This window comes from Sphingobacterium sp. GQ94 (assembly GCF_059758715.1).
On the sequence record NZ_JCAXEC010000013.1, the window covers coordinates 106663 to 121622 of the forward strand.

The window sequence follows — 14960 nt, forward strand, 5'->3', positions numbered from 1 at the left end:
TCTACAAAGTTACTTAATCTGTTAGCAAAAAATGTTTAATTTTACGCTTTAATAGTTAAGATATGGAAATTAGAGGAAAAGTACATGAGGTTGGTGCGACTCAACAAGTAACAGAGTCTTTTAAGAAAAGAGATTTAATTGTTGCTTATGCCGAAAACCCACAATTTGTCGAGTATATTCGTTTTGAATCAACACAAGATCGAGTTAACATATTTGATAGTCTTGCAGTAGGCGATGAGGTTGAGGTTTCTTTCAACTTACGTGGTCGTCCCTGGACAAATAAAGAAGGAATCACAACGTATTTTAATTCATTAGTTGCTTGGCGAGTAACTAAAGTAGCTACTACTGCCGCAAGTGCACCAGCTCCTGGATATTCGGATATGCCTCCTGTAGATATTTCTACGAGTGGATCAGATGATGATGATTTGCCATTCTAAATTCAAATCATTAGATGAAATAATAAAAAAGGTTGACTTCATTATGAGTCGACCTTTTTTAGCTAGATATTTTTAATTTTAGTGACAATTTCTTTTTCACTAACCCACCTTTAGGAAAGTCATTCCGCTTTTAATAATAAGTTAAAGTCATTTTATAGCAAAAATACAGGTTATTTTCTGCTTATATTGTAAATTAGAGTCTTAGGGAGTCTTCACCGATAAATATCGTCCAATCACGGGATTTATCGGGCCAATCACCTAAAAGTTACTTAGTGTATTAAGTATTGAAGTAAGATTTGATGTATTTTTATAAAAAAAAATTAAATTTATAAAATGGGTTGGGCAACGAAACAAAGTAGATCATGGGAGGTCAAACAATTGGTATGGACATTTATGTCGATATTAATGTTTCTTCCTTTACCTATCCATGTGCATCCTTTGGTGATGATGAGCCAGGCCAGACGGAGTAAAGTTCGGTCTTGGTATTTACTTGCCTGGCTTCTTTTAGCTGTTGAGGTGAGCCTGTTTGTTTCTTTTGTGTTTTTCTTTGGTGCTTTGAGTCAAGCAATGCTGTTCACATTGGGTGGGTCAGTTTTATCTTATATCGTTGGGAATGCACTATTGCTTAATCAGGCTAAAGCATACCTTAGTAGACTTGAACTAGCTCAAGTACGTGATCTCTATTGGATATCAAGTATTGGATCTCAAAAAAAGTTGGAAATTTCGGCCCCCAGTATAGATACACCTCAGTTTTTTGTCGAGAGATTGATGCATTGGAGGAAAGAAATTGATAATGTGAGTATTCAAAAAGACATAGATCATATTCTGCGTTTATTTCAATTGTTGGAGAAAAAGGACAAGAGAGAAGCAGAGAAATTTCTAGTGAGACATTCCACGATTGTTAATGTGCTCATGCAATACGATGAACTCGAGAATGCACGACTTAATAATAGGGTAACTTCCGATTCCAAAATTAAACTGCAGGAGGTGATTAGAATGGCCTCAATTGCTGTTGAAAAAGAAGTTACAAATCAATTTAAAATGGGAATGCTGGATGTGTCAGCGGAAACTGATGTGTATTTGCAAACCCTTAAAAGTAGAAACCTCTTAAATGAATAAGATATTATGGCAAATTTAGATTTGACGAATTTAGAAGATGGGCAAAACCAAAATAAACCCGAGGAGATGAATGTTGAATTTTCCCCGGAAGAGAAAGCCCTTATTCAACAATATAAAGATAAAATTAATTTGACTTCAACCATGGATATTATCCAATTTGGTGTAGGGTCCCAGAGTAATGTTAGCAACTTTTCCAACGAAATTTTAAAACAGGTTCGCACAAAAGATCTAGGTGGGGCGGAGGATGTTTTAGTAGGATTACGGTCAGAAATAAGAGAATTTGATGAAAAGGTGAACAAAAAACCATTGATTCCTTTCTTTGATACCATTAAGAAAAAAATTGGTCGAATGCGGACTGAATATGCTTCAGTTGAAAAAAATATTCATAGCATCGAATTAAAATTAGAAGGCCATTATAAGAACCTAGCTAAGGATGTAAATATCTTTGACAAATTATTTGTTCAGAATCAGCAATATTTCAAAGATCTTTCGCTGCATATCCAAGCTGGCCAAGAGAAATTAAATGAAGTTATATCGGTCACACTTCCTGCTTTAAAAGAGGAAGCTGAACGTAGCGGTGATCAGCATAAAATCCAGGAATATAAGGATATGGAGCAACATACGGTTCGCTTTGAACGTAAGCTTCATGATTTGAAATTGACACGTATGGTTGTGCTCCAAACGGCACCTCAGATTCGGATGATCCAAAGTAATAGTAGCTCATTAATGGAGAAAATCCAATCTTCAATTGTTAATACTTTACCCCTTTGGAAAAATCAAATGGTGTTGACCTTGGGGATTGCTCATTCTCAAAGCGCATTAGAGGCTCAGAAAGCGGTAACCGATGCGACAAATGAATTGCTTAAGAAGAATTCTGAAATGCTTAAGGAGTCTACCATTAATGTTGCTAGGGAAACCGAACGTGGTATTATTGATATGGATACCATTAAAAAAGCGAATACTGATATTATTTCAACTATAGAAGAAGTTTTACGTATACAGAAGGAGGGAAGAGAGAAACGCAGAATTGCAGAGCAAGATTTAAAACAAGCTGAAACGGATCTGAAAAATCAAATACTTAAAACCTCCGATGAAAGTCGGTTGATTAATTGATTTGTCGTTTAGTTGGTTTAAAAAAAAACCGGTAGATCATTCTTAGAAATGGCCTACCGGTTTTTTTTGCACAAGAGAAGTGCTCTTATAATTCCCAGCGTTTTTTGGGTATACAAATGATATCTTTTATTTTCCGGAGAACAATTGGTCGACCTTCGTATTTGTTTTCCAAAACGATGCTATCTTTTCCTGTGGATTTCAACAAGAAGCGTGGGGTATAAGGCCCATGTCTATAACAACCTGATATTTTTTGTTTTCCATTTGGTTTGGTGTAGACGCCCTCTACAATCATGCTGTCACCTCTGATCGAATATACAGCCTTTGCATATTCAGTCCACTGCCCGTCACCAAAACAGCTATCTGCAATGGTTTTAGTTTTCGAATGAACCTTGAAGGTTGCATAGATAGAATCACAGGTGATTTTGAATTCATGTATGGTATAATTTAACATTTGATCCTTTCCTGCAATACTATCCTGAATCCAGATTCCTTGTAGATAATCAGCCCCTGGTCCCTGCATATCTGAATGCCTTTGACAACTTCCAAAAAGAAATAGCATACCCACCAATACCGTGGAAAGGTATACTATTTTATGTGTTTTGTTTTTATGTTCTATAGTCAATTTGCTTACTTTAAACTGCCAACCATTTCTTCTGGTTTTACCCATTCATCGAATTCTTCTGCAGTGACATATCCTAATGCAATTGCCGTTTCTTTCAATGTAGAATTGTTTTTGTGTGCGGTTTGTGCGATTTCAGCTGATTTGTAATAACCAATCTTTGTGTTTAGCGCGGTTACCAGCATCAATGAGTTATCTACCAATTGTTTGATGCGTTCGTAGTTTGGTTCAATTCCGTTTGCACAGTGGTCCTCAAAAGATACACATGCCTCGCCAATAAGACGTGCCGACTGCAAGAAGTTAGCCGCCATAACAGGTTTAAATACGTTTAATTCGTAATGTCCTTGTGCTCCACCAATAGTAATTGCCACATCATTCCCCATTACCTGTGCAGCGACCATTGTTAACGCTTCACATTGGGTTGGGTTCACTTTTCCGGGCATGATGGAAGATCCAGGTTCGTTTTCTGGGATAATAATTTCTCCGATACCAGAACGAGGACCTGAAGCTAACATACGAATGTCATTCGCAATTTTATTTAAAGATACAGCCAACTGTTTCAATGCTCCGTGTGATTCTACGATCGCATCATGTGCGGCTAAAGCTTCAAATTTATTCTCAGCGGTTACAAAGGGTAAACCTGTAAATTCGGCAATGTATTTTGCAACCACAACATCATACCCTTTTGGAGTATTTAATCCTGTTCCTACTGCTGTACCTCCTAAAGCCACCTCTGAAAGATGGGCTAAAGTATTTTTTACAGCTTTCAGGCCGTAATTCAACTGCGCAACATATCCCGAGATCTCTTGTCCTAATGTTAAGGGGGTAGCATCCATCAAATGGGTACGACCAATTTTAACAACATTCATGAATTCTATGGATTTTTTTTGAAGGGTATCCCGCAGTTTTTCAACTCCTGGAATGGTGATTTCAGCTACGGCCTTATAGGCTGCAATATGCATCCCTGTAGGAAAGGTGTCGTTCGATGATTGTGATTTATTGACATCATCATTTGCCTTTAATATAGCCTCACCTTCTCCAATTTTTCTTCCAGCTAGAACCTGAGCACGGTTTGCAACCACCTCATTTACGTTCATGTTAGATTGTGTGCCTGATCCCGTCTGCCAAATTACCAACGGAAATTGATCATCCAGTTTTCCGGCTAATATTTCATCACAAACCGTAGCGATCGCATCCCTTTTTTCCACCGATAACACACCGAGTTCATGGTTCGCATATGCCGCAGCTTTCTTTAAGTAAGCAAATCCTTCTATAATTTCTTTTGGCATCGAACCTGCCGGACCTATTTTAAAATTGTTTCTTGAACGTTCAGTTTGAGCTCCCCAGTATTTATCTGCTGGGACCTGAACCTCACCCATAGTGTCTTTTTCTATTCTGAATGACATAATTACAAAGTTTTGAATGACAAATCTAAGGAAAATTAGAGAATTAAGCTAAATTATGCCACGCTTAATCCTTGTTATTAACCCAATCGATGCTGTATATGTTCTTGAATATGATGGTAAAGTTGCTTCGGTTTGAGTGTTCGCCATGCAAAATTATTAAGGTATTCCCCAAAGTTGATATAATAATCTATTTGGTGGTCTGTGAACTCTTTAATTACATGATCTCGAAAGTTGATTCCGGCAATCCATCCATCTTCAATATCAGCAAACCATTCTTCATAATAGAGATCATCCGAGGCATGGAAATTTAAAATATTTTCACCGATCAAGATAAATTTATTGATTCCCTGTTCGATCATCAAATCTATTACTTCTCTTTTTAGAATCATCACATCATTATAAATTGCGTCATTCCATTCCCCAATGAATTCTATGATGGAATAACCAACTTCGTAATCTACAAATAAGACTTTAAGGTATAATGTCTGTGAGCCAAAGAAATCCCATTGCGGATGTAATAGAAAATTATATATCTGCTTGTCATAATAAAATTCATTATTAACTGTATCAAAAAATGGGCTGAGTTCATCTTGGGAAGCCACATAGTAGTCTCTCCAATTGTAATAGGGTTCTATATTATGCATGACTGTGTAAAAATATTGAAAAATGAGCAATAATTATTCAGATGCCATTTTTTGGACTGTGAATTGTTTGTACCTTAAAGTTCTAATTTTTTTTCATACTAAATTTTAAGTACGTAATTTTGTTTACCAGACCATAGATGCAAGAAGGTAGAAAGAGGAATATATTTGTTGCTGCCACATACGGGGCAACTTTATTATTGGGGTTAATTCTCGGTCAGAATTATGCTGATCAACAGGGATTTAATACCAATAGCTCTTTAATACCAATTGGTATCTCGGATAATTCCTATAAAATTCAACAAGTTGTTGATCTGATTTCCAATAGATATGTTGATAGTTTAAACATTGATTCAGTTCAAAATGGTGCTATTAATCATATTATCTCACACCTTGACCCATACTCTTCTTTTCTGATGCCTAACGAATCTAAGTCTCAAACTGAGATTTTAGAAGGAACATTTGAAGGCATTGGTATGGAGTATTTCAATTTGAATGATACATTATTGGTGGTAGGAGTCATCACCAATGGTCCTGCTGATAAAGGCGGATTTAAAGTAGGTGACCGAGTTTTGCGTATTGGAAAAAAAATTATTGCAGGTCAATCTGTTTCAAAACAACAGGTTGAAAAGCTGATGCGAGGGAAAAAAGGTACTGAGGTGGAGATGTTAGTTGCTAGAGGAAACAGAGATACGCCACTCTTCTTGAAGGCCGTTAGAGATCAAATTAAGGTTAGCTCCTTAGATGTTGTGTATATGGTTGAACCAACTATTGGTCTTATTCGCATTAAGAGCTTTGGTCTAAAAACAGCAGATGAATTTAGAAATGCCGTTATTGATTTAAAAAAGCAAGGAGCTAAAAACCTAATTCTTGATTTGCGGGATAATGGTGGTGGTTATTTTCATATTGCCATCCGCCTGGCCAGTGAATTTTTTGACGATCAGAGGCTGGTGGTTTATACCGAAGGTGCTCATGAACAAAGAAGGGATTATTTTTCGGATACTACAGGCAATTATACAAATGGAAAGCTGGTTGTCCTGGTCAATGAAAAAACTGCCTCTGCGAGTGAAATTGTAGCCGGAGCTGTCCAGGATTGGGATAGAGGTGTTTTGATTGGTCGTAGGACGTATGGTAAAGCAACCGTACAAGAGCTTTTCGATTTCTCTGATGGTACAACCATTAACTTAAGCATTGCAAGGTATTATACGCCTTTGGGTCGGAGTATTCAACGTAAATATAAACCCAATTGGTCCATTATGACAGATTATGTTAATATGTACGATGGATTATGGTCAATGGATACAAGTATTGTCCATTCGCAATCTTTTCAAACTGGTTTGGGAAAAAAGCTCTATGCTGGAGGAGGATTAGAACCCGATGTACTTATACCTATTGATTCCAATGAGATTAGTTTGTTCTATCAAGATTTGGTTCAATCAAGTTTGATTGAACAATTTGTTTACAATCGATTGATTGAAAAATTACCTGCGTATTCAATTGAGAATTTTCTACAAGGTTACGAGCTCCCGAACTCCGAGTATGACGGATTTATAACTTTCTTAGCCAACAAGGGTTTTAGGCTGTCAAGGAATAAACAGGTCGATCTCCATGATCTCATTCAGAGTGAAATTGAAGCTTTATTGGGAAGGTTTTACTTTGGAAGAGAAGCTTATTTTAAAGTAAAGAATCAGTATGATTCCTTTGTTCAAGTGGCCCTGAATCAATTGAGAACACCCGAAGGTGATTAGGTACTACTGCATAATTTTTAACTCTGCCCAAACAGGATAGTGATCCGATAGCCTATTCTTAATGACTTGATAATTTTCTACCGAGAGTGTTTTATCGCAAAAAATATAATCAATTTGTAGAATTGGAAGCATCTCAAAATGCGTAACTCCCCATCCATTTCCTTTTTCTTGAAATGCATTATTCATGTTTTTCCCAATCAAATTGGTGCTATATGACATAGGAGTATCATTGAAATCGCCCATAATAATTTTAGGGAAATGGGTCTCTTTCATATGTGCAGACAAGGATTCAGCCTGGTCGCTGCGTTGTTCAAAAGCACCTTTTAGCTTCCGTCCCACGCGTTTTGTTTTTGTCTCCTCTTGTCCCGTGTAATTGCTTGGATTTTGTATAAATTCTTTATCCTGACTTTGTAATCCGAATGATCGTAAATGAACGTTGTATATGCGTAGTGTATCTTCATTTTTCACAATATCTACGTAAACTATTCGATTAATTCCATATTCATTCTTTTTAATTAAGCCGGAATTAATAATCGGGAATTTTGAAAAAATAATTTGACCGTAGGCATTATAGTCATTCTGTTGGGAAGGGGCAAAGTAATAGTTCTCAAAATTAGCCTTCTTCTTTATCAACTCTGAAAATTTTTTAGAACCTTTTATTGTACTATTAAATTCTTGAATACACAGAATATCAGGTTTTGCTTGATTGATGATATCGATAAATTCCTCTTTGACGGATTTATCTTGATTGACAACCGGCTTTAGTAAATGTGCATTATAGGTCATAACCCGGATAGTCGAGTCAGGGTTTGTTTGATTAACCGAATTGAATGTAATGTGCTGCGTCATCAGATTCCAGCCCATCAAAATAGCTAATAGGGAAAATATAGCGTATTTAGGTTTGCGAAGTAACCAATAGAAAATGAATCCAAGGTTAATGAGTAGTATAGGTAAATAAGCAAGACCTAAAAATGAAATTGGCCAGAAGGATTTAGGGTTAATTATGGATGCAGAATAGCTCAGAAATAGTATTATTATTGCTAGAAAATTAGCTAACATGATTGTCCGGCTAAAAAAACCTAGATTCTTTTTTTTAATTATCATTATTCTTGCTCTTCTCTACTTACCCTAAATAGGACTTCCTTTTCTCGTGAAGTTAAGCTTTCATAGCCACTTTGGGAAATTTTATCTAATATTTCATCAATAGCTTCTTGACTGGGTAGATCTTCGCCGGAACCAAGATTACGACTTGATTTTGACCTGGAATGCACTATCTTGAGTTTCATTTTTTTCCTTGTTTGAAAAAATCTACTTAAGTCGTTTCCTGTTTTTAATTGATGCATAAATAGTAATCCCCATCCAATACAGATCAGATAAGTTATGGCGGCTGGGGAATTTGCAAGTAAATAAAACATAAACTCCAAAGCTAGTACGATGATCGCTAATGTTCTCAATTTCACGTTCCCAAATAAAAACAATCGAATCTCTGAATTTGGAGTTAAAACCAATAAACTTGATAGCAATGCAGCCAAGCCCATTGAGCTTGTATATAGGGAGGTAATTGGACCTCTATTAAACAATTGGGTTTCTCCAATGGCTAGGTATATTAATCCGCCAAATAGAATTGTACTGAGATATAATGTCAGAAATTGTCTGCTATTAAGCAAATTTAAAAAAATGTTTCCGATCCAATAAAGCCACAAACAATCAAAAACAATATTAAAAAGCCCGTCATATACAAAACTATAACTGATTATAGACCAGGGTTGTTTGACGAATTGCGCGTAATTATTGGGTAGACTCAGGTTGCTGATCAACCAATCATACATTGGAAATTGTACAAGATTTAAATCAACGATCAGATCACAGATATGAATTATAATAAATAAGAGTATTTGAATAGACAAAAGGTATGGGATAGGAGAACCAGTTTGGAAGGTTGTCCTAAAGAATGTTTTTATACCACTTTCTTTGTTTATCATATTTTAATAGAAATTAGTTCGCTTTATTCCCCAAAGCTTTAATAAAATAAATCCAAATAAGGCCCCTCCGACATGCGCTAAATGAGCAATGGATGATCCATTATTTGTAAACCCTAAGTATATTTCAATTAAGATCAATACTGGGATAAAATATTTAGCCTTAATAGGAACTGGTAGAAATATCAGCATCAATTCCATATTTGGAAAAAGATAACCAAAGGCTAAGAGTAGTCCATAAATTGCTCCAGAAGCACCTACCAAAGGTGTGCCATAAATAGATCTCAAGGTGTCAAATTGTGCTTCCGTAATTGGTATATTGGTTGATACAGTTGCCATTTGCATGTTAAAATTCAGATACTGTGACGCCCGAATTGAACCGGTTATTTGATAAACTTCCATGGCCTGTATTCCATATTGTAAGACAAGGGCACCTAAACCGCAAATAAGATAGAAGTTCAAGAATTTTTTGGGACCAAGAACACGTTCAATTACTGCTCCAAACATGACCAATGCAAACATATTAAAGAAAATATGAGATAGATTGGCATGCATAAACATATAGGTGATCACCTGCCAGATCCAAAAGAACGGTGAATCGGGATAGTATACCCCAAATAGTTTTGAGGCGTCATTAAATATTATTGTCCCAATGAAACAGATGATATTGATGATCAATAGGTTTTTGACAACCGTTGGTAAATTCCCTAATATGTTATTCATAAAAGTATTTCTTTAATTATTCTTTGTGAATTTCTCTGCGAGCTCTTGCAAGGTAAAAGTAACAATAACCGGCTTACCAGCTAATGATATATTTGGAGTCTGACAAGCAAATAACCGGTCTATTAAATCGGCCATAGTATCATTCTCAAGTTTTGTCCCTGGTTTTATCGCGGCATTTTTCGCTAAACTTTTTGCTAATTTTTCTCTTTTATTCAGTTTTAAATCACTTTGGTTCTTAAAGTCCTCTAATAACTTCTCAATAATTTGATGTTCATTAACGTTTTCAAGATCTGCCGGGATTCCATCAACAATATACGTGGTTTTTCCAAAAGGACGTAATTGAAACCCTAAAGACTGTATTTCTGGAAGCATATCTTCAAGTAATACAAAGTCGGAAGGGGAGAGTTCAACGGTCTGCGGGAAAAGACTTTGTTGGCTAGCACCTTGATGTTGATTCAATTGTTGCTGGAATTGTTCGAACAAGATGCGTTCATGTGCAGCCTGTTGATCGATGAGCATAAATCCTGAATGAATTTGAGAAACAATGTATCGATTATGTAACTGGAAAAATTGCTTCTTCGGTTGGTCAGAGGCTTGAATAAATGATGATTCTTGTGCAGATGATTCCGAATGAAGACCGAGTTGTGAATTTTCTTGAGATTCGTTAATCTGATAAAGGGTGTCCCAATTTTTGGGAATACTTGATTTTTGTTCGAATTGATCAGGGTAGGTGTAACTACGCGAAGGTTTTGCTTCAGATTCATTATCGAATGGATTGAAATTCGGATTGAAATTGATCGTAGGAGCTTGAATTTCCTCTAAAGGTTTTGGGGTGATTAACTTATTAAACCCAACTTCTTGATCAAAATCTAAGGTCGGTGCTATATTGAATCTGCCTAGACTACGTTTGATGGCAGATCGTAATATTGCATATAAGGACTTTTCATCTTCATATTTGATTTCGGTTTTAGTTGGATGAACATTGATGTCAATTTTGGATGGATCAATGTCAATAAATAAAACATATAAAGGGAAAGTATCCGCAGGCAGTATTTCTTCGTAGGCATTTAAAACAGCATGATTTAGATAAGGATCTTTAATAAAACGATTGTTTACAAAGAAAAACTGTTCACCCCTTGTCTTTTTTGCAAATTCTGGTTTTCCAATAAAACCCTTTACGCTCAAAATGCTGGTTGTTTCTTCAACTGGGACTAAACGTTGATTATAGTTGTTCCCAAAAAGATGCATTATTCTGTGTTTTAAGGATTCTTTGGGCAAATGGAAAAGCTCATTTCCATCATTATGGAAGGAGAAAAACAAATTGGGATTTGCCAAAGCGATACGTTGAAACTCGTCAATGATATGCCTTAGCTCAACTGAATTACTTTTTAAAAAATTCCTTCTTGCAGGTATATTATAAAACAAGTTTTTAACAGATATCTGTGTGCCAGATGGCACTTGAACAGGTGATTGTTGGACGATCTCGGAACCTTCAATTTCGATGAGAGTTCCCAATTCATCCTCCACTCGTTTGGTTTTAAGTTCTACATGTGCAATGGCTGAAATAGAAGCCATTGCCTCACCGCGAAAACCCATTGTACGAATCGCGAATAAATCTTCTGCCTTCCTGATTTTGGAGGTTGCGTGCCTTTCAAAGGATAACTTAGCGTCCGATGGACTCATGCCGCATCCATTATCAATGACTTGAATCAATGATTTCCCAGCATCCTTAACAATGAGTTTAATCTGATCAGCGCCTGCATCGATGGCATTCTCCATGAGCTCTTTTACTGCCGAGGCAGGTCTTTGAACAACCTCACCTGCTGCAATCTGGTTTGCTACTGAATCTGGGAGCAATTGAATAATATCCGACATAGTTTACAAAGGTACAAAATTGACTTAAATCGACAGGATTGATATACCATTATTAATGGCCGATTTTAGATATTTTTTACTGGCTTACTAACTTTCGCAATTGCATATAAACAAAATGGGAAGTACTCGACTTCCCATTTTGTTTTTAATTAAACTGTTTTTGACAGATTCGCTCTAGGATTTTATCCGCTATTGCGATTGCCTTATCTAGGTCTTTCTCACAAACTGTCAAATGAGGTCTAAAACGAATACTGTTATCTCCACAACCTAAAATTAACATTTTTTCTGCCATTGCTTCTTTGATAAACAAGTCACGAACTAAATCTGACGGAAGATCAAATGCACAAAGCAGACCTTTTCCGCGTACATTACTTATCGAATCATGTCTTTGCGCAAGTTCAGTTAATTTAACCAGTAAATACTTGCCAAGAGTTTCTGCTTTTTGGATAAGGCCTTCCTGTTCAATAATTTCTAAAATCAATTTAAATCTGATCATGTCCACTAAGTTTCCTCCAAATGTGGAATTGATTCGACTCGATTCTTTAAAGACATGGTGTCCGACCTGGTCAAATTTTTCTCTATTTGCTAAAATTCCGCATACTTGGGTCTTTTTACCAAATGAAATGACGTCTGGGATAATTCCATAATGTTGATAACACCACATTTTTCCTGTCATAGCGATTCCGGTCTGCACTTCGTCAAAAATTAAAATGATCTCATTTTTATCGCATATTTCTCTTAATTTAATAAAGAATTCTTTCCGAAAATGATTATCTCCACCTTCTGCTTGTATCGGTTCTAAGATTAAACAAGCTATGTCATTTGGATTGTCTGAAATCGCCTGGTTGATTTCTTGAATTGTTTTTTCTTCTAAGGCGATCGTATTGGCTAAAGATTCTTCAGTAAGTGGAAAATTCAGTTTGGGGTTGCTAATGCGAGGCCAGTTGAATTTCGGAAAATACATGTGTTTTCTAGGATCCTTTGTGTTGGTCAAGGATAGAGTATACCCTGTTCTTCCATGAAATGCCTGTTTAAAGTGAATAACCTGACTTGCCTGCTGATCAATCCCGTTTAATTGATTTAATCTAGTTTTCCAATCAAATGCTGCCTTTAGCGCATTTTCAACGGCCAGGCCTCCTCCATCAATGAAAAAACAGTAACTTAGTTCCTTTGGGATTGCTACGCGCTCAAAAGTATCTAGAAAATCAGCATATTCTTTTGGGTAGATGTCTGATAAGGCTAATTTATTAATAGATGCGTTTTTTAATTGTTCTACATTTTCTAAAATATAGGGATGGTTATACCCTACAGGTGAGGAAGCAAACATACTAAACATGTCTAAATATTCATCTCCATCTACATCAACTATATATGACCCATGTGATTTTTCTAAATCAATTACAACGGGTAAACCGTCCGCCAGAATATGCTTTGCTAATCTTTTATGTGTTTCTCTCATTGTTTTGGTTTATAAATTAAATTCTATGCCTTGTGCTAATGGCAAGCTAGTCGTGTAATTAATGGTATTTGTTTGTCTTCGCATGTAGACTTTCCAAGCGTCAGATCCTGATTCTCGACCTCCACCCGTGTCTTTTTCTCCGCCAAATGCTCCACCTATTTCTGCCCCGGAGGTTCCTATATTTACATTAGCTATTCCACAATCAGATCCGTTTTGACTCAGGAACAATTCTGATTCGCGAAGACTATTGGTCATAATCGCAGAGGACAAGCCTTGTTTCACTCCGTTCTGTAATTTAATCGCTTGGTCAAGTTCTCCTTCGTACTTAATTAAATAGAGGATTGGCGCAAAAGTCTCATGTTGAACTATTTCATAATGATTCTCCACTTCGGCTATTACTGGGGTAACATAGCATTCGCTTTTATACTCTTCTCCAGAGAGTACACGTGCTTTATTTAATAATTTTCCACCTTGTTCTTCTATTTTTTCGATGGCTTGCAAATACATATCTACTGCCTCCTTGTCAATTAAAGGTCCCATATGATTTTTGCTATCCAAAGGGTCTCCGATTTTTAGTTGTTTATAGGCATCGATTAACGTTTGTTTCACTTTTTCATAAATACTCTCATGAATTATTAGGCGGCGCGTGCTCGTGCATCGTTGGCCAGCTGTTCCTACAGCACCGAAAACTGCTCCTATTATAGTCATTTTTAAATCAGCACTTGGGGTTACAATTATAGCGTTGTTTCCGCCAAGTTCTAATAAGCTTTTTCCCAATCGTTGGGCAACTGTCGTTGCTACTTGCTTTCCCATCTTTGTTGATCCGGTTGCAGAAACTAACGGGATGCGCTCGTCTTGAGCAATCCACTTTCCGAGCTCTGCTCCACCAGTGACAATAGAGGATATTCCCTCTGGTAGTTTATTGTCTTTTAGTATTTTAGCCATGATGTGCTGGCAAGCAACCGCACAGAGTGGTGTTTTCTCGCTGGCTTTCCAAACTACTACATCGCCACATACCAAGGCTAAAGCTGCATTCCAGGCCCAAACCGCTACAGGAAAGTTGAAAGCTGTAATGATTCCCACTATTCCAAGGGGGTGGTATTGGTCATACATCCGATGGCCTGGTCGTTCAGAATGAATGGTGTTCCCGTATAATTGTCTAGAGAGTCCTAAGGCGAAATCACAAATGTCTATCATTTCTTGAACTTCTCCCATTCCTTCTTGATACGATTTGCCCATTTCATAAGAAACTAATTTTCCTAATATTGGTTTTAATTCACGGAGTTTATCACCAAGTTGACGTACAACTTCTCCTCGCTTCGGTGCCGGAATATCTCTCCAAAGTATTGTGGCTTTTTCTGAAGTTTGAATAATTTTTTCGTATTCTTTTTGAGTTGTAGAATGAACTTTTGCAATTAATTTTCCATTAGTTGGAGAGGTTGAATGAATTATCCCCCCTTGAGCAAACCAGTTACTACCTGTTGAGCTCCCTAAGTTTTCACCTTCTATACCAAGTGCTTTTAATTCTTTTGAGGTCATAATATTGTTTATATTATTCGAAATTTATATAAAAATACAGAATATATTTTGTTTTAATATACTATTTGTTGAATTTATTTAAAATCAATATTTATTTTGTCATCTTTCATAAATACGTGATTTGATTGATGTTAATACGATTATAAATATATGATTATCTTAGATGTGAATTTTCCAATTAAATTTATAAAATAGAGCGTAAAACCCAGAGGTCTTTAGCCTGTGGGATGTAAGCGACTACCCCTGATTGAGTATATACTCACGAATGGTCTCAGGAGATGCTTCACCAATAGAACAAACAA

At 36.4% G+C, this 14960-nt stretch carries 13 protein-coding genes; 4 read left to right on the plus strand and 9 right to left on the minus strand.

The genetic code is table 11. The annotated features are described in order from the left end of the window. The first annotated feature begins 62 nt into the window (after window positions 1–62). From AC6CHH_RS12525 to AC6CHH_RS12535, 3 genes are all read left to right on the plus strand, one after another. Window positions 63–437, plus strand: a complete 375-nt coding sequence (locus AC6CHH_RS12525) for a DUF3127 domain-containing protein (protein WP_498283346.1) — start codon at window positions 63–65, stop codon at window positions 435–437. A 333-nt stretch (window positions 438–770) separates the two neighbouring features. Continuing rightward, window positions 771–1556 (plus strand): hypothetical protein, encoded by a 786-nt coding sequence (locus tag AC6CHH_RS12530; RefSeq protein ID WP_498283348.1) that lies wholly within the window; start codon window positions 771–773, stop codon window positions 1554–1556. A gap of 6 nt (window positions 1557–1562) precedes the next feature. After that, on the plus strand, window positions 1563–2669 hold the full coding sequence (locus tag AC6CHH_RS12535) for a toxic anion resistance protein (RefSeq protein ID WP_498283350.1): 1107 nt from the start codon (window positions 1563–1565) through the stop codon (window positions 2667–2669). Between the two features lie 85 nt (window positions 2670–2754). On the opposite strand, the gene AC6CHH_RS12540 is transcribed toward AC6CHH_RS12535, so the two are convergent. The 3 genes from AC6CHH_RS12540 to AC6CHH_RS12550 all read right to left on the minus strand — a co-directional run bounded on the left by AC6CHH_RS12540 (window position 2755) and on the right by AC6CHH_RS12550 (window position 5338). Continuing rightward, window positions 2755–3336 (minus strand): fumarate hydratase, encoded by a 582-nt coding sequence (locus tag AC6CHH_RS12540; protein WP_498283352.1) that lies wholly within the window; start codon window positions 3334–3336, stop codon window positions 2755–2757. Continuing rightward, entirely contained in the window at window positions 3297–4694 is a 1398-nt protein-coding gene (fumC, locus tag AC6CHH_RS12545) for a class II fumarate hydratase (RefSeq protein ID WP_498283354.1), read from the minus strand. The genes AC6CHH_RS12540 and fumC overlap by 40 nt, the downstream gene beginning before the upstream one ends. 77 nt (window positions 4695–4771) lie before the next feature. Further along, the gene (locus tag AC6CHH_RS12550; RefSeq protein ID WP_498283356.1) at window positions 4772–5338 is read right to left on the minus strand and encodes a hypothetical protein; all 567 of its coding nucleotides are present in this window, start codon (window positions 5336–5338) and stop codon (window positions 4772–4774) included. A 137-nt stretch (window positions 5339–5475) separates the two neighbouring features. On the opposite strand from AC6CHH_RS12550, the gene AC6CHH_RS12555 reads away from it, so the two are divergent. Then, window positions 5476–7083, plus strand: a complete 1608-nt coding sequence (locus AC6CHH_RS12555) for a S41 family peptidase (RefSeq protein ID WP_498283358.1) — start codon at window positions 5476–5478, stop codon at window positions 7081–7083. Between the two features lie 3 nt (window positions 7084–7086). On the opposite strand, the gene AC6CHH_RS12560 is transcribed toward AC6CHH_RS12555, so the two are convergent. From AC6CHH_RS12560 to amaB, 6 genes are all read right to left on the minus strand, one after another. Continuing rightward, window positions 7087–8142, minus strand: a complete 1056-nt coding sequence (locus tag AC6CHH_RS12560) for an endonuclease/exonuclease/phosphatase family protein (RefSeq protein WP_498283360.1) — start codon at window positions 8140–8142, stop codon at window positions 7087–7089. A 44-nt stretch (window positions 8143–8186) separates the two neighbouring features. Further along, the gene (locus AC6CHH_RS12565) at window positions 8187–9065 is read right to left on the minus strand and encodes a rhomboid family intramembrane serine protease (RefSeq protein WP_498283362.1); all 879 of its coding nucleotides are present in this window, start codon (window positions 9063–9065) and stop codon (window positions 8187–8189) included. A 3-nt stretch (window positions 9066–9068) separates the two neighbouring features. Then, window positions 9069–9785, minus strand: a complete 717-nt coding sequence (locus AC6CHH_RS12570; protein WP_498283364.1) for a rhomboid family intramembrane serine protease — start codon at window positions 9783–9785, stop codon at window positions 9069–9071. A gap of 12 nt (window positions 9786–9797) precedes the next feature. Beyond that, window positions 9798–11660, minus strand: a complete 1863-nt coding sequence (gene mutL, locus AC6CHH_RS12575; protein ID WP_498283366.1) for a DNA mismatch repair endonuclease MutL — start codon at window positions 11658–11660, stop codon at window positions 9798–9800. Window positions 11661–11805: 145 nt separating this feature from the next. Next, window positions 11806–13119, minus strand: coding sequence for an L-lysine 6-transaminase (gene lat, locus AC6CHH_RS12580; protein WP_498283368.1), 1314 nt, complete (start codon window positions 13117–13119; stop codon window positions 11806–11808). 9 nt (window positions 13120–13128) lie between these two features. Then, window positions 13129–14658 carry an L-piperidine-6-carboxylate dehydrogenase gene (gene amaB / locus AC6CHH_RS12585; RefSeq protein WP_498283370.1) on the minus strand — a complete coding sequence of 510 codons (1530 nt, stop codon included), beginning with the start codon at window positions 14656–14658 and terminating at the stop codon, window positions 13129–13131. Window positions 14659–14960 lie beyond the last annotated feature (302 nt).

Bases quoted from the DNA above. Each gene is read 5' to 3' on its own strand.
- mutL (WP_498283366.1), bottom strand. From the start codon at position 11,660: ATGTCGGATATTATTCAATTGCTCCCAGATTCAGTAGCAAACCAGATT.
- AC6CHH_RS12550 (WP_498283356.1), bottom strand. From the start codon at position 5,338: ATGCATAATATAGAACCCTATTACAATTGGAGAGACTACTATGTGGCT.
- AC6CHH_RS12555 (WP_498283358.1), top strand. From the start codon at position 5,476: ATGCAAGAAGGTAGAAAGAGGAATATATTTGTTGCTGCCACATACGGG.
- AC6CHH_RS12570 (WP_498283364.1), bottom strand. From the start codon at position 9,785: ATGAATAACATATTAGGGAATTTACCAACGGTTGTCAAAAACCTATTG.
- AC6CHH_RS12525 (WP_498283346.1), top strand. From the start codon at position 63: ATGGAAATTAGAGGAAAAGTACATGAGGTTGGTGCGACTCAACAAGTA.
- AC6CHH_RS12535 (WP_498283350.1), top strand. From the start codon at position 1,563: ATGGCAAATTTAGATTTGACGAATTTAGAAGATGGGCAAAACCAAAAT.
- AC6CHH_RS12540 (WP_498283352.1), bottom strand. From the start codon at position 3,336: ATGGGTAAAACCAGAAGAAATGGTTGGCAGTTTAAAGTAAGCAAATTG.
- AC6CHH_RS12565 (WP_498283362.1), bottom strand. From the start codon at position 9,065: ATGATAAACAAAGAAAGTGGTATAAAAACATTCTTTAGGACAACCTTC.
- AC6CHH_RS12530 (WP_498283348.1), top strand. From the start codon at position 771: ATGGGTTGGGCAACGAAACAAAGTAGATCATGGGAGGTCAAACAATTG.
- amaB (WP_498283370.1), bottom strand. From the start codon at position 14,658: ATGACCTCAAAAGAATTAAAAGCACTTGGTATAGAAGGTGAAAACTTA.
- lat (WP_498283368.1), bottom strand. From the start codon at position 13,119: ATGAGAGAAACACATAAAAGATTAGCAAAGCATATTCTGGCGGACGGT.
- AC6CHH_RS12560 (WP_498283360.1), bottom strand. From the start codon at position 8,142: ATGTTAGCTAATTTTCTAGCAATAATAATACTATTTCTGAGCTATTCT.
- fumC (WP_498283354.1), bottom strand. From the start codon at position 4,694: ATGTCATTCAGAATAGAAAAAGACACTATGGGTGAGGTTCAGGTCCCA.